The 19,249-nt window shown below is 72.4% G+C and carries 18 protein-coding genes; 9 read left to right on the top strand and 9 right to left on the bottom strand.

Translation table 11 applies throughout. The annotated features are described in order from the left end of the window. Positions 1–45: 45 nt before the first annotated feature. Positions 46–3,630, bottom strand: coding sequence for a tetratricopeptide repeat protein (locus ABD327_RS32790; protein ID WP_344456568.1), 3,585 nt, complete (start codon positions 3,628–3,630; stop codon positions 46–48). 139 nt (positions 3,631–3,769) lie between these two features. Between ABD327_RS32790 and ABD327_RS32785 the strand changes: the two genes are divergently transcribed. The 3 genes from ABD327_RS32785 to ABD327_RS32775 are packed head-to-tail and all read left to right on the top strand — an operon-like array spanning position 3,770 to position 5,384. Then, positions 3,770–4,483: a maleylpyruvate isomerase family mycothiol-dependent enzyme gene (locus ABD327_RS32785; RefSeq protein ID WP_344456566.1), complete on the top strand. Its 714-nt coding sequence runs from the start codon at positions 3,770–3,772 to the stop codon at positions 4,481–4,483. Further along, complete coding sequence (locus ABD327_RS32780; RefSeq protein WP_344456564.1) at positions 4,483–5,139, top strand: MBL fold metallo-hydrolase; 657 nt, start codon at positions 4,483–4,485, stop codon at positions 5,137–5,139. The genes ABD327_RS32785 and ABD327_RS32780 overlap by 1 nt, the downstream gene beginning before the upstream one ends. Before the next feature lie 14 nt (positions 5,140–5,153). Then, positions 5,154–5,384 (top strand): hypothetical protein, encoded by a 231-nt coding sequence (locus ABD327_RS32775; RefSeq protein WP_344456562.1) that lies wholly within the window; start codon positions 5,154–5,156, stop codon positions 5,382–5,384. A 27-nt stretch (positions 5,385–5,411) separates the two neighbouring features. Here the strand turns inward: ABD327_RS32775 and ABD327_RS32770 are convergent, their stop codons facing one another. After that, positions 5,412–6,038: a GmrSD restriction endonuclease domain-containing protein gene (locus ABD327_RS32770; protein WP_344456560.1), complete on the bottom strand. Its 627-nt coding sequence runs from the start codon at positions 6,036–6,038 to the stop codon at positions 5,412–5,414. A 203-nt stretch (positions 6,039–6,241) separates the two neighbouring features. Beyond that, positions 6,242–7,108: an SDR family NAD(P)-dependent oxidoreductase gene (locus ABD327_RS32765; protein ID WP_344456558.1), complete on the bottom strand. Its 867-nt coding sequence runs from the start codon at positions 7,106–7,108 to the stop codon at positions 6,242–6,244. A gap of 188 nt (positions 7,109–7,296) precedes the next feature. On the opposite strand from ABD327_RS32765, the gene ABD327_RS32760 reads away from it, so the two are divergent. From ABD327_RS32760 to ABD327_RS32745, 4 genes are all read left to right on the top strand, one after another. Beyond that, complete coding sequence (locus ABD327_RS32760) at positions 7,297–7,869, top strand: AAA family ATPase (protein WP_344456556.1); 573 nt, start codon at positions 7,297–7,299, stop codon at positions 7,867–7,869. Positions 7,870–7,917: 48 nt separating this feature from the next. Next, positions 7,918–8,832 carry a bifunctional helix-turn-helix transcriptional regulator/GNAT family N-acetyltransferase gene (locus ABD327_RS32755; protein ID WP_344456554.1) on the top strand — a complete coding sequence of 305 codons (915 nt, stop codon included), beginning with the start codon at positions 7,918–7,920 and terminating at the stop codon, positions 8,830–8,832. A 155-nt stretch (positions 8,833–8,987) separates the two neighbouring features. Further along, positions 8,988–9,320, top strand: coding sequence for an SPW repeat protein (locus ABD327_RS32750; protein WP_344456552.1), 333 nt, complete (start codon positions 8,988–8,990; stop codon positions 9,318–9,320). Between the two features lie 105 nt (positions 9,321–9,425). Beyond that, the gene (locus ABD327_RS32745; protein WP_344456550.1) at positions 9,426–9,998 is read left to right on the top strand and encodes a TetR/AcrR family transcriptional regulator; all 573 of its coding nucleotides are present in this window, start codon (positions 9,426–9,428) and stop codon (positions 9,996–9,998) included. Positions 9,999–10,041: 43 nt separating this feature from the next. Here the strand turns inward: ABD327_RS32745 and ABD327_RS32740 are convergent, their stop codons facing one another. After that, complete coding sequence (locus tag ABD327_RS32740; protein WP_344456548.1) at positions 10,042–10,632, bottom strand: TetR/AcrR family transcriptional regulator; 591 nt, start codon at positions 10,630–10,632, stop codon at positions 10,042–10,044. 150 nt (positions 10,633–10,782) lie between these two features. Between ABD327_RS32740 and ABD327_RS32735 the strand changes: the two genes are divergently transcribed. Together ABD327_RS32735 and ABD327_RS32730 are read left to right on the top strand one after the other, a co-directional pair. After that, positions 10,783–11,724 (top strand): alpha/beta hydrolase family protein, encoded by a 942-nt coding sequence (locus tag ABD327_RS32735; protein WP_344456546.1) that lies wholly within the window; start codon positions 10,783–10,785, stop codon positions 11,722–11,724. Positions 11,725–11,865: 141 nt separating this feature from the next. Further along, on the top strand, positions 11,866–12,465 hold the full coding sequence (locus ABD327_RS32730) for an NADPH-dependent F420 reductase (protein ID WP_344456544.1): 600 nt from the start codon (positions 11,866–11,868) through the stop codon (positions 12,463–12,465). Between the two features lie 314 nt (positions 12,466–12,779). Here ABD327_RS32730 and ABD327_RS32725 read toward each other — a convergent pair whose 3' ends face one another. The 5 genes from ABD327_RS32725 to ABD327_RS32705 form a co-directional block, all read right to left on the bottom strand. Next, positions 12,780–14,150 (bottom strand): vWA domain-containing protein, encoded by a 1,371-nt coding sequence (locus ABD327_RS32725; RefSeq protein ID WP_344456542.1) that lies wholly within the window; start codon positions 14,148–14,150, stop codon positions 12,780–12,782. A gap of 13 nt (positions 14,151–14,163) precedes the next feature. Next, the gene (locus tag ABD327_RS32720) at positions 14,164–15,018 is read right to left on the bottom strand and encodes an AAA family ATPase (protein WP_344456540.1); all 855 of its coding nucleotides are present in this window, start codon (positions 15,016–15,018) and stop codon (positions 14,164–14,166) included. Beyond that, positions 15,015–15,533, bottom strand: a complete 519-nt coding sequence (locus tag ABD327_RS32715) for a hypothetical protein (protein WP_344456538.1) — start codon at positions 15,531–15,533, stop codon at positions 15,015–15,017. Before ABD327_RS32715 ends, ABD327_RS32720 begins: the two co-directional genes overlap by 4 nt. A 147-nt stretch (positions 15,534–15,680) precedes the next feature. Continuing rightward, positions 15,681–17,861, bottom strand: coding sequence for an acyl-CoA dehydrogenase family protein (locus ABD327_RS32710; RefSeq protein ID WP_344456536.1), 2,181 nt, complete (start codon positions 17,859–17,861; stop codon positions 15,681–15,683). Between the two features lie 109 nt (positions 17,862–17,970). Beyond that, complete coding sequence (locus tag ABD327_RS32705) at positions 17,971–19,104, bottom strand: glycosyltransferase (RefSeq protein WP_344456534.1); 1,134 nt, start codon at positions 19,102–19,104, stop codon at positions 17,971–17,973. Between the last annotated feature and the right edge of the window lie 145 nt (positions 19,105–19,249).

The raw sequence follows: 19,249 nt of genomic DNA, 5'->3' as shown, positions 1-19,249 counted from the left end.
GAGAAGCCACCGACATTCCCTGCCGGAACGCCGGCGACCGGCGGCTCAGCCGAGCCAGCGTTCCAGCGCGGTGATGCGGCGGCGGGTCTCCTGCGCGGCGTCCGTCCGGCCCAGCCGGGTCTGGCAGCCCTCCAGCGCGGTGAGCGCCTCGCGGCGGCCGCCCTGGTCGCCCATCTCGGCGCGCAGGGCGGCCTCCCGCTCGAAGTGCTCGCAGGCGTCCGCCAGCCTCTCCTCCCGGACCAGGATCAGGCCGAGGACGTGGTGGGCGGCGGCCTCGTTGCGGCGGTCGCCGAGCCCGACGGACAGGGCGCGCGCCTGTTCGGCGCGGGCCAGGGCGTCCGCGAGATCGCCCAGGTGCAGCCTGGTCTCGGCGAGGTTGACCAGGGCGGTGCCGACGCCGTGGTGGTCGTCGGCCTCGGTGAGCGCGGCCAGCGCCTCCTCGGAGGTGGCCGCGGCCTCGTGCGGGCGGCCCACGCGACGCAGGATCAGCGCGTACGTGTCCAGCGCTGGACCCATCCCGTACCGGTCGTCGATCTCGCGGCGGATCTTCAGTCCCAGTTCCGCGGCGTCCAGCGCCTCCTCGTTCAGGTCCAGCCTCAGGTAGGTGCGTGCGAGGCTGCCCAGTGCGCCCGCCTCCCGTTCGCGGGCGCCCAGCTCCTGGCAGAGGGAGAGCGATTCCAGGCCGAGCAGGACGGCCTCGTCGGTGCGGCCGAGCCGGCGGGCGACGCGGCCCAGGTAGTCCAGGTCGTGCGCCTCCCCGTGCAGGTCGCCGATCTGTCGCCGGATCTCCAGGGCGCGCTGGAGGTTCTCGCGGGCCTCGGGGTAGCGGCCCAGCCAGTAGTAGGCGATGCCGAACAGGGCGGTGGCGTCGGCCTCGCCCGTGCGGTGGCCGACCGCCCGCAGGACGGGCAGCGCGTCGGAGCAGTGGGTGATGGCCTCCATGTGGCGGGCCTCGCCGATCGCGACGCGCGCGAGGATCACGAGCGTCTCGCCCTCGCCGGGCCTGGCGCCGACCGAGCGGTAGATCTCCAGGGCGCGGCCGGCGTCCCTGCGGGCCAGTTCCCAGTTGCCGAGCTGCTGGTGGACGCGGGCGAGCTCGGTGCGCGCCTCGGCCTCGCCGTGCCGGTGCTGCAGTTCCTGGTTGACCTCCAGCGCCTCCAGGGCGACCACGGCGGCCTGCTGGAAGTTGCCGCGGTGGCGGTGGACGCGGGCGAGGTTGAGCAGGGTCTCGGCCTCGCCGCGCCGGTCCTCCAGCAGCCGTCGCAGGTCGAGCGCCCGGTGGGCCTGCTCGTAGGCCTCGTCGTAGCGGCCGAGGCGTTGCAGGTTGCGGGCCAGGGTGTCCAGGGCCCGGGACTCGCCGTCCGGTTCGTCCAGTTCCCGGTGCAGGGCCAGGGCCTGCTCGGCCTGTTCCAGCGCCTGGGGGTGGCGGCCCAGGTCGGTGTAGACGGCGGCGAGTGTGTCGAGGACGGAGGCCTCTCCGGACCGGTCGCCCAGCGCCCGGAAGCCGCGCCGGGCGTCCTCGCCGTAGCCGATCGCCCGGACGCAGCGGCCCAGCTCGCGGTGCGCGGCCGCCAGGTGGTGCAGCATCACCGCGGCGGCCGCCCAGTCGCCGTTGCCCTGGGCGGAGGCCAGGCCGATGCGGTGGACGGTGATGTTGTCCTCGCTGTAGCGCCGGAACTCCAGGAAGTCGTACAGGGCGGCGGCCAGTCCGTGCGCGGTCGGGTGCAGACCGAGCCGGGCGGCGTGGCGGGCGGCCGAGACCAGGTTGCGGCGCTCGGCCTCGAACCAGGCGATCGCCTCGGCCCTGCCGGGGCCCGCCAGTTCCCCTTCCACCGTCCTGGCCGCACGCAGGTAGTACGACAGCAGCCGGTGGCGCGCTGCTCTCCGGTCGGTTTCGGAGTCCTCCTGCGCTCCCAGTTCCCGGGCGAAGTCCCGCAGCAGGTCGTGCATCCGGTACCTGCCGTGGTCGGCCGGGACGACGAGGAAGACCCGCTCCAGCCTCCGCAGGTGCGCGGCCGCGGTCTCCTCGCCGGTGCCGAGCAGCGCGGCGGCCGACGGGATCGAGAAGTCCGGCCCGACGTGCAGTCCGAGCCGGCGGAACGTCGTCCGCAACGCCGGGTCCAGCGCGTCGTAGGACACCTCGAAGGCGGCCCGCAACGCTCCGTGGGAGTCCTCGGGGAGCGCGAAAGCCGACAGGCGGTCCCTTCCGGACAGCTCCCGGACGGTGTCCGCGATGCTCTCCTGCGGGCTGGCGGCCAGCCGGGCGGCGGCGATCCGCAGGGCCAGCGGCAGGTAGGCGCATTCCCGCGCCAGTTCCTGGACGGCCTGCCGCTCCGGCTCCACCCTGTCCCTTCCGACGACCTCGGCGACGAGTTCGACGGCCTCCTGCGGCGCCATCTCCGGCAGCTCCAGCGTCGGCAGCCCGGTGCCCGACAGGCGCTGGCGGGCCGTCACCAGCACGAACCCGCCGGATCCCGACGGGATCAGCGGCCGGATCTGCTCGTCCTGTCCCGAGGCGTTGTCCAGCACGATCAGCACCCTCCGGTCGGCCAGCATCGACCGGTACAGCGCGACCAGCTCCCCCTCCCCGGCGGGCAGCTGGTCGCCGGGCACCCCGAGCCGGCGCAGGATCTGCCCGAGCGCCTCCACCGGCGTCGCCGGCTTGCCGGGCCCCCGCAGGTCGACGAAGATCCGCCCGTCGGGAAAGCGCCCGGACTCCAGATGCGCCCAGCGCAGGGCCAGCGCGGTCTTGCCGACCCCGGCCATGCCCTGGATCACCACCCCTGAAGGCCGGTCGGCCAGCAGGAAGCTGAGCCGCGACAGCTCGGCCCGCCGCCCGGTGAAGTGCTCGGACCCGGAGGGCAGCCAGGTGTGGTCGGTGGTGACCGGCGGCCGGACCGCCAGGCTCACCCTGGGCGCGGGCGGGATCCGCTCGGGGGCGTCCCATTCCTCCTCCGTCCAGGGACCCGCCTCCCTGTGCAGCCCCACCGGGTCGAGCAGCAGCAGGGAGCGCTGCACGGAGGTGTCGATGAGCCTGCCGCGCCAGCGGGCGAAGCAGCGCACCAGCGACTCGCGGGAGATCCCCACCCAGTTGGCCAGCTCGCCCTGGCTGAGCGGCATCGGGACGGTGATGCCGCGCGGGCCGACCCGTCCGGTGCGCATCGCCAGCTCCAGCAGGTGGAACGCGACGCGGGCGGGCGGTCCCGCGCCGCGCAGGGCCAGTCTGCGCCCCTCCCTCGTCCGGCGGTGGGCCAGCGACTCCATCAGCGCGTCGGTGACCCGGGGGCTGCCCGTGACGAACCCGGCGAACTTCCGGCTGTCGACGCGCAGCACCGACAGGTCGGTGAGGGCCACGACCGACGCGCGCTGCGGATGCCCCCACACCGCCAGGTCGCCCTCCAGGTCGCCCGGGCCCAGCAGCTCCAGGATCGCCTCGGTGCCGTCCTGGGCGTCGAGCTGCTCCTTGGCGTGGCCCTCGACCACCAGCAGCACGTCGCGGGACGGCATCCCCTGATGGCACAGCGTGCCGCGGGCCGGTACCCGGCTCAGATGCCCGATCGCCAGCAGCGCCTTGCGCTCGGAGTCGCCGAGCGCCCTCCAGAACGTCCCCTCACCGGGATTCCTGATCATTTCGGTGTCCCGTCGTCACGTCGACTCTCCAGAAAACCCGACGAACGGCGTCGAAACCGTAGCGTGTGCCGCATTTCTCCGAAGTCTTCCGACTCACCGGATGACACGGCGACAGCGGCGGTGCGGAAGGATGAGGGGCATGCTGGACGGAAACCGGATCCTGGCGGAGGTCGTCGCCTCCCAGAGGCGGCTGGAACAGACGGCGGACGCCCTCGACGAGCTCGCCGCACGCGGCCCGTCCCTGCTGGAGGGCTGGACGCGCGGCCACGTCCTCCAGCACATCGCGCGCAACGCCGACTCCTACCGGCGCCTGCTGGAATGGGCGCGGACGGGCGTGGAGAACCCGCAGTACCCGAGCGCCGAGTTCCGCGACGCCGAGATCGAGGCGGGCGCGGGACGGCCGGTCGCCGAGCTCGCCGCCGACATCCGCGAGTCGAACGCCCGGTTCGCCGAGCTGGCGGAGAGCCTCCCCGAAGAAGCGTGGGACGCGCCGGTCCGCGCGCTCGCGGGCTGGTCCCATCCGGCCTGGTACACCCTGTACCGGCGCTGGCGCGAGGTGGAGGTCCACCACGTCGACCTGGACGCCGGCCGCACCCCCGCCGACTGGCCCCTCCCCTACGTCCGGTGGGAGCTGGCCGACTCGCTGCCTCCGCTGCGCGGTAGGCTCCCGATCTCCCGGGTCACCGCCACCGACCTGGACCTGACCTTCGAACTCGACGGCGACGGCCCCGCCCTGGAGGACGAAGGACACCGCCTGCTGGCCTGGCTGACCGGCCGGGCCGCCACCTCCCGGATCGCGGTCCCCTCTCCCGAGTGGCCCTCCGCGCCGGCCGTCGATTGGAGCCAGGTCTGATGAGCTACACCGGCGACGTCACCGTCGGAGGCCCCGCCGACACCCGGGAGCCGCTGCCCGGGCTGGTCCTGCGCAAGCTCGCGGTCGGCCCCTACGACAACAACGCCTACCTGCTGCACGACCGGGCCTCGGGGGACCGCATCCTCATCGACGCCGCGGCCGAGCCCTCCCGCCTGCTGGAGCTGGTCGGCGACGGCCCCCTGTCCCGGGTCGTCACCACCCACCGCCACCAGGACCACTGGCAGGGCCTGGCGGACGTGGTCCGCGCGACCGGCGCCGCGACCATCGCCCACCCCCACGACGCCGAGCCGCTGCCCGTCCCCGTCACCACCCCGGTCGAGCACGGCGACGTCATCCCCCTGGGCTCCCACTCCCTCGAGGTCATCCACCTGCGCGGCCACACGCCCGGCAGCATCGCGCTCCTGCTCCAGGCCCCCGACCGCGCCCACCTGTTCACCGGCGACAGCCTCTTCCCCGGCGGCGTCGGCAACACCTGGGGCGACACCGCCCTCTTCGAGCAGCTCCTGGCCGACCTCACCGAGCGCGTCTTCGACCGCCTCCCCGACAACACCTGGTTCTACCCGGGCCACGGCAAGGACTCCACCCTCGGCAAGGAGCGCCCGAGCATCCCCGACTGGCGCGAACGCGGCTGGTGACCGCGGAGGCGAGCATGCCGGAGGAGTCCGTCAGCCGCCGTGTGGAGGGGCCGACGCCCAACGGGGGCGCCTACTCGGTCGGGTACTTCTTCCGCGGCGGGCTGGCCGTGCCGCAGCGTTACGCCGACCGGATGCTCATCGTCGAATACGACGAGGACGACCGGCCGTTCCACCGGACGTGGGGGCACACCACCCCGAGGGAGCCGCTTCCGGAGGACTGGGACGGGCGGGGGACGCCCGGCTGACCGGACGTCCCCTTCACACGGGCTTGATCAGCAGTACCCGAGCATGGTGGTGAGGGCGCTCTTCTCGGAGCTCTGCAGCTTCAGGCCCCAGTAGTGCTTGGTGGCGATCCAGGACTTGGCGTAGGTGCACCAGAAGCCGGTCAGCGAGGGCTTCCAGGCGGCGGGGTCCTTGTCGCCCTTGGCCTGGTTGACGTTGTCGGTGACGGCCCACAGCTGGGGGCGGCTGAGGTCGTTGGCGAAGGACTGGCGCTTGCTGGTGGTCCAGGCCGAGGCGCCGGACCTCCAGGCCTCGGCGAGCGGGACGAGGTGGTCGATGTCGACGTCGCTGGCGGCGGTCCATGTGGCGCCGTCGAAGGGGCTGTACCAGCTGCCCGAGGTGGCGGCGCAGGAGGAGTTGGTGACGACGTTGGAGCCGTCCCGCTTCAGCACGGTCTCGCGGGTGTTGCAGGCTCCGGAGATCGTGATCCAGTGCGGGAACAGGTCGCGGTCGTAGGTCGAGGCGTTGGCCTCGGCGGCGACGGTCAGCGCGGCGAGCTGGCTCTGCGCGGTGGACAGGGAGGGGATGCCGGGCGGGGTGGCCGCGGCGGGCGAGGGGGCGAGGACCGCGGCCAGGAGGAGGAAGGGTGCGGCCAGTGCGACAAGGACCCGCTTCACGAGTCTCTCCTTCTGCGCCGGAGATCTCGGCCGGGTCAAGGGGGGTCCCGGTCGTGACGAGTTCCGGCGCAGGGCGAGTATTACAAAAGCCGCTAACCGTATTAAAGCGCCCAGTCAGAAGTTCAGATCATCATCAAAGAAAAGCCATGAATGAGACATCTCTGATTGGAGAAGTTCACCAGGAATGAGATTCCCCGTACCACTCAGACGGCCGTGGAGCGCGCCGGGAAGACCGGCCGGACGCCCGTCAGCGCCTCGGACTTCAGCCACAGGTTGCGGGCGCGATCCCGGTCGCGGACGGGCCCGGGCAGCGGGATCAGCCGGGGCGCCCTCCCCCGGCCGCCGGACGCCGTGTAGAAGCCGCCGGGCACCACGTCCGGGGCGGTGGCCACGTAGAGGATGGCCGACGCGGCCTGCTCGACCGACTGCCTCAGCAGCCGGTCCACGCCGTTCCGCACGCGCCAGATCGGGCCGGAGGTGTGCCGGTACAGCTCGGTACCGGCCCTGCCCGGTTTGACCGCCACGCTGGTCAGCGCTCCGCCCGCCCGGCGCTGGAGCTCCAGGGCGAACAGCAGCGCCGCCACCTTGGACCTGGCGTAGGCCGCCATCGGGTGGTAGTTCCGCTCGCTCATCAGGTCGGGCAGGTCCAGGACGGGCAACCGGGAGGTGACCGAGCCCACCGTGACCACCCGGGGGTCGGGCGCCCGCAGCAGCAGGGGCAGCAGCCGCCCGGTCAGGGCGAAGTGCCCGAGGTGGTTGGTGGCCATGGTCAGCTCGAACTCGTCGTCGGTGTGGGTGAGCCGCGGAATGCCCAGGACCGCCGCGTTGTTGACCAGCAGGTCCAGGGGGCGGCCCCGCTCCGCGAGGCGTCCGGCGAGCTCCCGGACCGAGGCCAGCGAGGCCAGGTCCAGCCGTTCGCCGCGGATCCGCGCCTCGGGGAGCCCGGCCCGGACTCGGTCGGCGGCGTGCCGCAGGCGGTCGGGGTCGCGGCCTGCGATGATGACCTCGGCGCCCGCACGGGCCAGCTCGGTGGAGGCGGCCAGGCCCAGACCGCCGGCGCCCCCCGTCACTAGGGCAAATTTGTCCGACATATCTGGAATGTCATTTACGGTCCAGTCGCGAGCCACGGGTCCCCCGATCCCAGGTCGTCACCATGATAATTGCCGGTTATGTCCGTTTCTACTCGGGGAACGACGGACGTCCCCTCGGCGTTGCATCGAAGGAACGTGATGAGGATCATCACGGAAGAAGAGGAGCCATGCCCGAGCAACAGGACCTGATCTTCCCCACGGGCTCACTGGTCCTGGTGGCCGGCCTTCCCGGCGCAGGAAAGAGCACCCTGCTGCGTCGCCTCTACGGGCTGACCGACTCCGAGACCGAACCCGTCACGGTCGGCGGCGCCCTGGTGATCGACTCCACCCAGGCCCGCAACTGGTGGTCGGCCTACCTGCGCCCGCTGCCCCAGCGCGGCCGCATCCCCTTCGTCTACGCCACCCACGTGTGGCGGATCGGCAGGGCCCTGACGGACGGCCGGTCGGTGGTCGCCCACACCCGCGGCACCTGGCCCCACCTGCTGTACGGATTCGGCTGGCTGGCCCGCAGAGGCGGGGCCGGGCTGCACCTGGTGCTGCTGGACGTCCCCCCGGACCTCGCCAGGGAGGGCCAGTACGAGCGCGGCAGGGTGCTGACCAGCCCGGTGTTCGCGCGGCACGTCCGGCGCTGGCACAAACTCGTCGACCGGGCCCACGACGGCTCCCTTCCGCCGGCCGCCTCCGTCACCGTCCTGCGCCGCGAGGACGCCGACCAGGTGCGGGACATCCGGTTCGACTGAGCGGGACCGCTTCCCCCTCTTCCCCTCCCCTCGTGTTTGACTGAGTCAATGAACGATGAGATCGAGGTGGTCAGGACCTTCAACCGCGAGTACACCCGGCTGCTGGGGGTCCTCGACGAGGGGCTGCTGGACAGCCCCTACTCGCTGACCGAGGCCAGGCTGCTGTTCGAGCTGGCCGGAGGCGGGGAGATGGCGACGCTCGGGCTGCGCGAGTCCCTGGGCCTGGACCCGGGATACCTGAGCCGGCTGCTGGCCCGGCTGGAGGGCGACGGGCTGGTCGCCCGCTCCCGGTCCGACGCGGACCTGCGCCGCCAGCTCGTCCGGCTGACCGAGCGCGGCCGGGAGGTCTTCACCGACCTGGACCGCCGGTCGGCCGCCCAGGTGGCGGGACTGCTCGAGGAACTGCCCCGCGACCGGCGCCACCGGCTGGCGGCGGCGATGACCGCCGTCCGGGAGATCCTCGCGGGCGCCTCCCCCGAGCCTTACGTCCTGCGCCCCCTGCGGCCGGGTGATCTGGGCTGGGTCGTCTGGCGGCACGGCGTCTTCTACGCCGAGGAGCGCGGCTGGGACTCCACCTACGAGGCCCTGGTCGCCCGGATCACCGCGGGCTACGGCGACCACCACGACCCGGCCCTGGAGAACGCCTGGATCGCCGAGATCGACGGGGAGCCGGTGGGGAGCGTCTTCTGCGTGCGCGCCGACCGGCCCGGATCCGTCGCCCAGCTGCGGCTCCTGCTGGTCGAGCCGCAGGCGCGCGGGCTCGGCCTCGGGCGGCGGCTGGTGGACGAGTGCCTGGCCTTCGCCCGGGCCGCCGGATACGAGGAGATGGTGTTGTGGACGGTCGCCGGGCTGCCGGCCTCCCGCCACCTGTACGTGAAGGCGGGTTTCGAGCTGGAGTCCGAGAAGGCCGAGGAGCGGTTCGGCGACACGATCACCGGCCAGTGGTGGCGGCTCCGCCTCTGATCGCCGATATCAATCTCTCCGGGGCCGCGTCCAGCGAAGTAAGACCTCTCTTCCCTTTGAGCCAGGTACTTGTCACTGAGCGGACTGATTGACCGTCCGGTCAATCAGGAGGACTTTCGAGGCAGGACGAAGAAGTCCAATCCCGGAGGTGGCGGATGTCCCTGAAGTACTCCTACGAAGCCGCGGTGGCCTTCCTGGCCGGACTGGCGGCCCTGCTCGCGCCGGACCTGTGGGCCGACGGCGCGGGCCGCGTCCCCCTGATGGTGCTCGGCGTCCTGCTGGCGCTGGCCGGCCTGTACGGGCTGCTCGGCGCGCCCGGACCCGGCGCCTGGACCGCGACGGCGTTCGCCGCCCTCCTGTTCGTCTCCCCCTGGGCGTGGCAGTTCACGGGTGACGACGGTGCAGCCTGGACGGCATGGATCGCTGGCGGCGCGGCGGTTATCGTCGCCCTGTACACCGCCCTGCGGCCGGTGCCGACCGAGGCCTGACGAACCAGACGGGCCCGACGGACCGGCGACCCGTCCGCACAGGGCCGAAATGGTCCCCGGCACCCCCGGTGCCCGGGGACCTCTACCGTTCGCGGGGGAGCGGCCATGAGCGACTCACGGACCCGGATTCTCGACGCCGCCGAGACCCTGTTCGCCGAGACCGGCTACGAGGCGACGTCGCCCGCCCGCATCGCGCGGGCCGCCGACGTCCCCAAGGGCCTGGTGTTCCACTACTTCCCGCAGAAGATGGACGTCCTGCTCACCCTGATCGACGAGCGCACCGAGATCGAGGAGTCCCCCGAGGAGCCCCCGCCCGCCGACCCCGCGGGCGCGCTGCGCCGCCTCGCCGACCGCCTCCCGCTGCGCGCCTCCCCCAGCATGCGCCGCATCCTCTTCCGCGAGGCCGACACCCACCGCACCGCCCGCGACCGCCTGACCGCCCTCAACCACGAACTCGTCCACCGCGCCCGCCGCGCCCTGGAACTCGCCCTCCCCGGCTCCCGGGGAGACGCCGCCCGCCTGGAAGTGGCCGCCGCCACCTTCGCCACCGTCCTCCTCTACCAGGAGAACCTCTTCCACCTCACCGGCGCCCACATCGACCCCGGCGCCCTCGCCGACCTCATCACCCGGGCCCTCTCCTTATCCATATGTGTCACATCGACATGGAGGCCGTCGTAACAGTCGTGCCGTTCACCGCGTCATGGGCCGGCCGGCCCATTTCTCAGCCCGCCCGCCGGAGTCCTCGGAGGAGCAGTGCGATCAGTCGGCGGGGGTCGTAGCGCGGATCGCTGTCGCGTCCGATGCAGAGGTTGCCGATGCCGCGCATCAGCTCGTAGGGGTGTGTTCCGGGTCGGATGTCGCCCGCGTCGACCGCGGCGTCGATCAGCCGGGTGGCGACGGGCGACAGGCGGTCGAGGAAGTGGGCGTGCAGTGCGGCGAAGCGGTCGCTGTCGGATTGCAGGGCGTCGGCGAGTCCGTGCTTGGTGACGAGGAAGTCGACGAAGAGGTCGATCCACTGGCTCAGTGCGGCGAACGGGGTCTCGGCGCCGGCCAGCAGGGCGGGACCGGCCTCGGCGAGCTCCTCGATCTGATGGTTGTAGACGGCGGCGATGAGGTCGGCCCGGGTGGGGAAGTGGCGGTACATGGTGGCGAGCCCGACGCCCGCCCGGGCGGAGATCTGCCGGATCGGCGCGTCGACGCCGGAGGTGAGGAACACCTCGGCGGCGGCGGCGAGCACCGCCTGCCGGTTGCGCAGCGCGTCGGACCGCCTGCTCTTGGGCGGCGGCGTCCCGGCAGGGCTTTCGGGGGGCATCACGCGTTCCTTCCGGCATCGTTTGACAAAACGGATCGATGTTCCACATACTAAATGGATCCTCGTTCCGCTTTAGTCTAACCCAGGCGGAACGCCCCTGACCTCCTGGTCCATCCCTGGACCGCAGGGTTGAGAAAGGAACCACGCATCATGAGCGGACCCACCACCGTCATCCCGCCCGCACCGGTCCTGTCCTTCAGCCCGGTGGTGCTGTCCGTGCCGGGACGCCCCGCAGCCCTCCAGGTGCGCGTCTCGGCGCCCGCCACCGGGACGGGCCTGCCCGTGATCCTGCTGTCCCATGGGCACGGCAACTCGAACAACCTCTCCTCGCTGAACGGCTACGCGCCGATCGCCGACCTCTGGGCGCAGGCCGGATTCGTCGTCATCCAGCCCACCCACCTCTCCTCCAGGTCGCTGGCCGAGCAACTCGCCGACGCCCCCGGAGCGCCCTTCTTCTGGCGTTCCCGCGCCGAGGACATGACCTTCATCCTCGACCGGCTCGACGTGATCGAGCACACCGTGCCGCAGCTCGCCGGGCGCATCGACCACGACAGGGTCGCCGTGGCCGGACACTCGCTCGGCGGCTTCACCGCCAACCTCCTGCTGGGCGCGCAGGTCACCGAGAACGGGGAGCCGGTGAACCTCCTGGAGCCCCGGATCAAGGCGGGCGTGGTGCTCGCCGCCCCCGGCAGGGGCGACGTCATCCACGCGTCCATGGGCGAGCGGCTGCCGTTCTTCCAGACCATCGACTTCTCCACGATGGTCACCCCCGCGCTGATCGTCACCGGTGACAGGGACGACTCCCGGCACTTCACGGACATGGGCCCGGACTGGCACGCCGACCCCTACACCCTCGCCCCGGGCCCCAAGACCCTGCTCACCCTGGTCGACGCCGAGCACGGACTGGGCGGGATCGCCGGATACGACGCCGACGAGACCACCGACGAGAACCCCGGACGAGTCGCCGCCGTCGGCCACCTCACCTCGGCCTACCTCGCCACCGCGCTCCACCTCGACGACCACGCCTGGCAGACGGCGTGCGACGCGCTGACGAGCGGCCTCCACCCGGTCGGACACGTCGTGTCCAAGTAGAACCGGCACAGACGCACCCCACGGCAGCCCGTGCCGTGACCGCCGTCCGTGCCCGAGTTCGACACCTCACCACCCCCTGCCGCATGCCAGGGACCATCTGTAGCTCCACGTGATGTGGACTCGGACAATCAGGAGACCGTCATGAACATCGCCATCATCGGCAAGGGAAAAGTGGGCTCCGCCCTAGGGGCAAGGCTCGCGTCCGCAGGCCACAAGGTGGTCTACGGCTCGCGTGCTCCCGAGGACCACGCCGGGACCGTCAGCCAGGCGGAGTCCGTCCAGGGCGCCGAAGTGGTCGTCACCGCCGTCCCCGGCACTGCTGTCGTTCCCACGCTGGAGGCGATCGGGGAGGACGTCCTCGCCGATCGGATCGTGCTGGACGTGTCGGCCGCCTTCACACCGGACATGGCGCTGGCCTACCCCAACGACAGCGTCGCCCGGCGGGTGCAGGCGCGCTTCCCCCGGGCCCGGGTCGTCAAGTCTCTGAACACCATGAACTACACGATCATGGTGGACCCGCTGGCCTCGCTCTCGCAGGCAACGGTGTTCGTCAGCGGTGACAGCCAGGACGCCAAGGCGACCGTCAAGGAGTTGCTGGCCGACCTGGGGTGGACCACGAAGAGCATCCTCGACCTGGGGGGCGTGGAGAGTGCGACAGCCACCGAGCACCTCGCGCCTTTGTTCTTCTCGACCTACGCGGCCTTGCAGACGATGCGGTTCAACATCACCATCTCGCGCTGAAGATCCCGGTCGCGGAGCCGGTGAGCGAGGAGGACGGGGTGTCTGTAAGACAGGTGTCACCAGGTACGCGCAATCGAGTTCGCCCAGATCACACGGGTGGTGAAGACCGAGCGGAACCCCGGGTTCGGTCCGGTCGACGCAGTCCATCCGACCAGCGCGAACGCGAACGCCTGTCCTTGGTCGCATGAGCCTTGCCGACGTCCCGGACTCCCGCGAAGGCAACAGCCGATCCCCGCTTCGCCGCGGTAGGGTGAGCCGCCTCCGGGCTCGGCGTCTCTTGAACCCCCGCCCCCGCACCGCCTCCGCGGGGCGGGTCAGGCGAGGAGTTCGACGAAGTCGGCGAGCTGGGTGAGGTTGCGGCATTCGTGCATGTCGATGACCTCGCCGTAGGCGGAGGCGGCGGAGTCGCCGGTGTCCCAGTCGCGGACGGGCTCGGGGTTGAGCCAGTAGGCGTGGCGGGCGGTGGCGGCCATGTTCCGGACCAGCGGGAGGGACAGCGGCCCGTAGTTGGAGCGGGCGTCGCCGAGGATGAGGAGGGCCGTCTTGGAGGTGACGGCGTCGGCGTACTTGTCGTCGAAGGTCTTGAAGGCGTGGCCGTAGTTGCTGCGGCCGGTCAGCCAGACGAGGTCGGCCTCGCGGGCCATGCGGGTCATGGCGTCCGCGACGTCCGTGCCGGGCTGGAAGAACCTGGTGATCTCGTCGGTGGCGTCGATGAACGCGAAGGCCCGGACCTTGGTGAACTGCTCGCGCAGCGCGAAGGTGAGCAGCAGGGTGAAGTGCGCGAACGCCTGGCAGGAGTCGCTGGCGTCGCAGAGGATCACCAGCTCCGGCTTGTGCGGGCGCCTGGGCTTGAAGTAGGTGTTCAGCGGGACGCCGCCGGTCGACAGGGAGGCGCGGACGGTGCGCCGGAAGTCCAGCCGCCCCCGGTCCCCGCGCCGGTTGCGCTGCACGAGGCGGGCGGCGAGCCTGCGGGCCAGCGGGTGGACCTCCCGGCGCAGCGCGGCCAGGTCCGCGCGGTTCGCCCGGTTGAAGTCGAGCTGCTCCAGCGGCGGGCGGGCGGTGGTCCGGGAGGTGCGCTCCACCCCGGTGTCCTCGGCGATCCGGCGGCGCACCTCGGTCGCGACCGCCTGCTCGAACCCGGTGATCCGGGTGCGGAACATCTGGCGGGCCGCCCTCTCCTCCAGGCCGCCCCGCTCGCTGAGGACGGCCTGGAGCAGCCCCGCCATCAGCGTGTCCGCGGACATCGCCCTGACCACGGGCGACGACAGCCACGACTGGCCTCCCCGGGTGCGTCCGAGCCGCCCGACGGCCGTCCGGGCGAACCGCCGGATCCCGCCCTCGTCGCCGTTGAGCAGCAGGTCGAACAGCTCCTGGCGCATCCGCTGGACGTCCGGGTCCAGCGCGGGGGGCGTCGTGGAGCGCACCTCGTCGGGATCCCTGTCGGTGTTGCCCTCTCCCGCGCCCAGCGCGGCCGGGAACCACAGGTCGAAGAGCACGTCGAACTGGGGCCGGTGCGTCGGGCGCTTCACCAGCGTCGCCGCGTAGGCGGCGCGCAGCGACTCCCTGTCCAGCAGGTCGACGTGCCTCAGCGCCCGCGCCGCGTCCAGCCCCTCGGCCGGCGACACCGGCAGCCCCGCCTCGCGCAGCGCCTGCACGAAGCCGGTCTGCCGGTCGACCAGTCCCATCAGCGGCCGTCCATCAGAGGTTGAGCTCCTTGACGGCCCGCCGCTGGTCGGAGACGTGCTTGAGCACGACCCCGAGGGTGGCGCGGACGGTGTCCTCCTCGAGGGTGTCCAGGCCCAGCGCCAGGAGGGTGCGCGCCCAGTCGATCGTCTCGGCGATGGACGGCGGCTTCTTGACCTCCAGGGCGCGCAGCGTGCCGATGACCTTGACGAGCTGCTCGGCGAGGTCGGCCTCCAGGCCGGGGACACGCGACAGGACGATGTCACGTTCCCGCTCCAGCGACGGGTACTCCAGGTGCAGGTAGAGGCAACGGCGCTTGAGCGCCTCCGACAGCTCCCGCGCCGCGTTGGACGTCAGGACGACGAACGGGCGGTGCACGGCGGTGATCGTGCCCAGTTCCGGGATGGTCACCTGGAAGTCCGACAGGACCTCCAGCAGCAGCCCCTCCACCTCGACGTCGGCCTTGTCGGTCTCGTCGATGAGCAGGACCGTCGGCCCGTCCCGGCGGATGGCCGCCAGCAGCGGCCTCTCCAGCAGGAACTCGTCGGTGAAGATGTCGTCGTGGGTGGCGTCCCACGACTCCTCTCCCGCCGCCTGGATGCGCAGCAGCTGCTTCTTGTAGTTCCACTCGTACAGCGCGCGGGCCTCGTCCAGGCCCTCGTAGCACTGCAGGCGGATGAGCTCGGCCCCCGTCGCGGCGGCGACCGCCTTGGCCAGTTCGGTCTTGCCGACGCCGGCGGGCCCCTCCAGCAGCAGGGGCTTGCCGAGGGCGTCGGCGAGGAAGACCGTGGTGGCGATGGCCGGGTCGGCGAGGTAGCCGGTCGTGGCCAGCGCCTCGGCGGCCTGGTCCGGGGAAGTGAAGAGCGTCATGTGGTGGGTTTCTTGGTGGTGTCCGCCGCGGCGGGCTTCTTGACCTTCTTGTACACCTGGCCGTTGGCGGCGAAGGTGAGCTCCTTGCCCTCGGCGTTCAGCTGGACCTGCCAGTAGGCCGCTCCCGGGTCGGTGCCCTGCCAGGAGAGCCGGAAGACGTTCTTTCCGGCGGGGATGACGGTGCCGGTCCACAGCTCCTGGCCGGAGGCGATCAGCTTGCCCGAACCGTCCGCGGCGAAGACGAAGTACTCCTTCACCGGGGTGGAGCTCTGCCAGGTGCCGACCAGGGACTTGACCTGGGTGGGCTTGGGCGTCGGCGCGGGCTTGCCGCTCTCGGTCGGTTCGGCCAGCGGGGTGCCGCTCTTGGGAGACAGCCCCGGCGCGCCGGAGTCCTGCGCCGCCGGCGAGGAGGCCTCGGCCGACGAGGACGTCTCGGGCGAGGCGTTCTCGCCCTCCCCGCCGCCGCAGGCGGAGAGTGCCAGCATGCCGGCCAGAACGAGAGCGAGGGGTTTCACGGTGCCTCCGGGTGGGCTGGGGGGAGTCGTCGGGTCCGGGCGTGAAGTGTACCCAGCGGTAGGGGCGGCGTCATGATCCATTGCCCCTACCGCCGGATTTCCCTTTACCACCCATGCCCGTCCTGCACCCGGGACGGGCGTTCGCTGCTACTTGCCCGGTTCGGGGTCTCGGGGAAGGCCGAGGAGGCGCTCGCCGATGATGTTGAGCTGGACCTCGGTGGTGCCGCCGTAGATGGTCATGGCGCGGCTGAACAGCATGGCGCGCGCGACGATGCCGGTGGCGGCCATCGGCTCCTCGAGCGCGGCCAGGGCGCCCTGGGACGCCCAGCAGTAGTCGGCGACGTTCTGGTTGAACTGCACGCCCAGCAGCTTGCGGACCGAGGCCTCGGCGCCGGGGTTGACGCCCGACAGCTGCTTGAGGGTGGTGCGCAGGCCCAGCAGGTCGATCGACTGGCCCTCGGCGATCAGCCTGCCGGCCTCGGCCTTGGCGTCCGCCGACAGCTCCTTGCCCCGGAACCAGGCGAGCAGCTCCGGCACGCCCATGCCCAGGCCGCCGCCGGTCGACAGGGAGACCCGCTCGTTGGAGAGGGTGTTGCGGGTGACCTGCCAGCCCTTGTCGACCTCGCCGACCACGCAGTCGTCCGGCACGAAGACGTCGTCGAGGAAGACCTCGTTGAACAGCGCGTCGCCGGTGAGCTCGCGCAGCGGGCGCACGTCGACGCCGGGGGCCTTCATGTCCACCAGGAAGTAGGTGATGCCCTCGTGCTTGGGCGCGTCGGGGTTGGTGCGGGCGATGCAGAAGCCCCACTCGGCCCGGTGCGCGACCGACGTCCAGATCTTCTGGCCGGTCAGCCTGAAGCCGCCCTCGACCCGCTCGGCCTTCATCGACAGGGCCGCCAGGTCGGAGCCGGCGCCCGGCTCGGAGAACAGCTGGCACCAGATGATCTCGCCGCGCAGGGTGGGGCGCAGGAAGCGCTCCTTCTGCTCCTCGGTGCCGTAGGCGACCAGGGACGGCACCAGCCACGCGCCGATGACCAGGTTGGGGGCCTTGACCTTGGCGGCCTTCAGCTCCTGCTGGATGAGGACCTGCTCGACCGGGTTCGCGCCCCTGCCCCACGGCTCGGGGAAGTGCGGGACCGTCCAGCCCTCGTCGCCCATCTTGGCGTTCAGCGCCTCGCGGTCCTCGACGGCCTTGAGCTCGGCCACCTCGGCGCGGATGCGCTCGCGGACGGGCTCGGTGTCCTCGTCCAGCTCCAGCTCGACCTCGCGGCGGCCGCCGGCCAGGGCCAGCTCGGCCACCTCGGCGGCGGCGTCGCGCACCGGCGCCGAGAAGGACTTGTTGGTCAGGACGCGGCGCAGGTAGATGTGCGCGTCGTGCTCCCAGGTGAAGCCGATGCCGCCGAGGATCTGGATGGCGTCACGGGCGATCTGCGCGCAGGTGTCCGGGGTGATCACGGCGGCCACCGCGGCGGCGAAGCGGGCGTCCTCGGCGTCGTCGCCCACGGCGCGGGCGGCGTCCCAGACGGCGGCGCGGGCCTGCTCCAGGCCGATGAGCATGCGGGCGGCCTTGTGCTTGACGCCCTGGAACTGGCCGATGGGGCGGCCGAACTGCTCGCGGACCTTGGCGTACTCGGCGGCGGTCGTCACGCACCAGGAGGCCGCGCCGACGCTCTCGGCGCCCAGCAGCACGGAGGCCAGGTCGCCCACCCGCTCGTCGGTGACCCCGTCGAGGACCCGCTCGGCGGGGACGGCGAGGCCCTCGGTCTCGATCCGGCCGGATCGGCGCACCGGGTCGAGGCTGGGACGGGCGGTGACGGTCAGCGCGGAGGCGTCGACGGCCACCCAGTCCTGGCCGGCCTTCAGCACGATCACGTCGGCGAGGACGGCGCCCAGCACCGGCTCGGCGGAGCCGCTGACGACCAGCGAGTCGCCCTCGCGGGTGGCGGTGAAGCCCTCGGCCAGGCAGAGCGCGCCGGTGCGGGAGCCGTCGGCGAGCCCGGACAGCAGCCCGTGCGCCTTGGCGTTGGTGGAGGAGGCGATCACCGCGCTCGCCAGCACGGTGGGCAGGAACGGTCCCGGCGCGGCGGCCCGGCCCAGTTCCTCGACGACCACGGCCAGCTCCAGCAGCCCGGCGCCCTGGCCGCCCTGCTCCTCGGACAGGTGCAGGCCCAGCAGACCCTGCTCGGCCAGCCGGGGCCAGAACGCGGGGCTGGTCTCCTCTTCGGCGTCGAGCGCGGCGCGCAGCACCGTCTGGGTCACATAACGCTCGGCGAAGCCCCGCACCGACGCGGCCAGGTCCTCGTGCTCCTCGGTCAGTCCGATGGCCATGTGCACACCTCTCCAGTAGTCCGGACACGGCCCCGCCCAGGGGTGCGGTCCCGTTATCGAGGATTATTCTAGAACGGGATTCAAGCACACCGGAGAGTCGTGATTCCACTCACTCCCTCCTTCCGCGGAGAAACCCCTTGTAGTACCCCAGAAGCTGACTGACCGCCTCGTCCTCGCCGGGCAGCGCCTCCGCCCGCCGCGCCGCGGCCCCGGCCAGCCTGCGGGCCAGCTCCGGATCCTCCAACACCGCCGTCACCGCCTTGGCCAGCGCCCCCGCGTCCTCCGGCGGCACCAGCAGCGCGGCCTCCCCCACCATGCCGGGGATGCCGCCGACCTCCGTGGCCACCAGCGGGCGGCCCGCCCGCAGCGTCTCCTGGACGAACAGCGGCTGCCCCTCCCACAGGCTGGGCACCACCACGAGGTCGGCGGCGGCCAGCAGCGCCGGGACGTCCTCGCGCCGCCCCAGCAGCCGGACCGGCAGGTCGTCCGCGGCGATCCGCTCCCGCAGCCGGGCGTCCAGCGGCCCGTCGCCCACCAGGAGGAAGAGCGTCTCCTTCTCCCGCAGCCAGCCGGCCACCTCCAGCAGGTCGAACAGCCCCTTCTGGTCGGCCAGGCGGGCCACCGTCAGCACCGCCTTCTGGCCGCCCAGGCCGAGCTCCTCGCGCAGCCGCTCCCTCGTCTCCCCGGTGACCTTCTCCTCCCCGGCAGGAGGGGCGGGCACCAGCGCGTGGCCGACCCGGCGCGCGCCCAGCGACCGCATGCGCTCCTCGAGGTCGGGCGACACCCCCAGCACCCCGGAGGCTCCCCGCGCCACGACGCGCTCCAGCGCCGCGTAGGCGGCCCCGATCGAACCGCCGGCCAGCACCGCGTTGTGCAGGGTGACCACCACCGGCGGGCCCGTCTCGATCCGGAGTCCGGCGAGCCGGCCCCGGGCCAGCACCGCCAGCCCCCCGGCCCGCAACCCGTGCGCGTGCACCACGTCGGCCCCCCGGACCAGCGACCGCAGCCGGCCGACCGCCCGCAGGTCCGAACCCGGCCGGGGCCGGTCGGCGATCTCCACCGGGGCGAACCGCACCCCCGGCCCGGTGAAACCGAAGGTCTTCTCGGTGTCCGCGGGCCCGCACACCAGCACCCGGGCGCCCCGGGCCGCCAGCCCGGCCGCCACGGACCTCACGTGCCGTCCGACCCCGCCCGCACTGGTGCCCAGCACCAGCGCCACCCTCATGCCCTGACCTTCGTCCATGTCCTCACCTCGCCGTAGTCGAAATTCCCCGAGGGACCGCTCCGCCGGCCCAGCGAACGGCCCGTCCCCCGACCGTAGCCCGGCGGCCCGCCCCGCGGATCAACCCTGTGGAGAACTCGCCGATCAAGGCCGTCCCGGGACCCCT

Source organism: Actinocorallia aurantiaca (genome assembly GCF_039533685.1).
GTDB classification, from domain to species: Bacteria; Actinomycetota; Actinomycetes; order Streptosporangiales; family Streptosporangiaceae; genus Actinocorallia; species Actinocorallia aurantiaca.
Note: the sequence above shows the minus strand (reverse complement) of the source record. Positions and strands in the feature narration are given on the sequence as shown.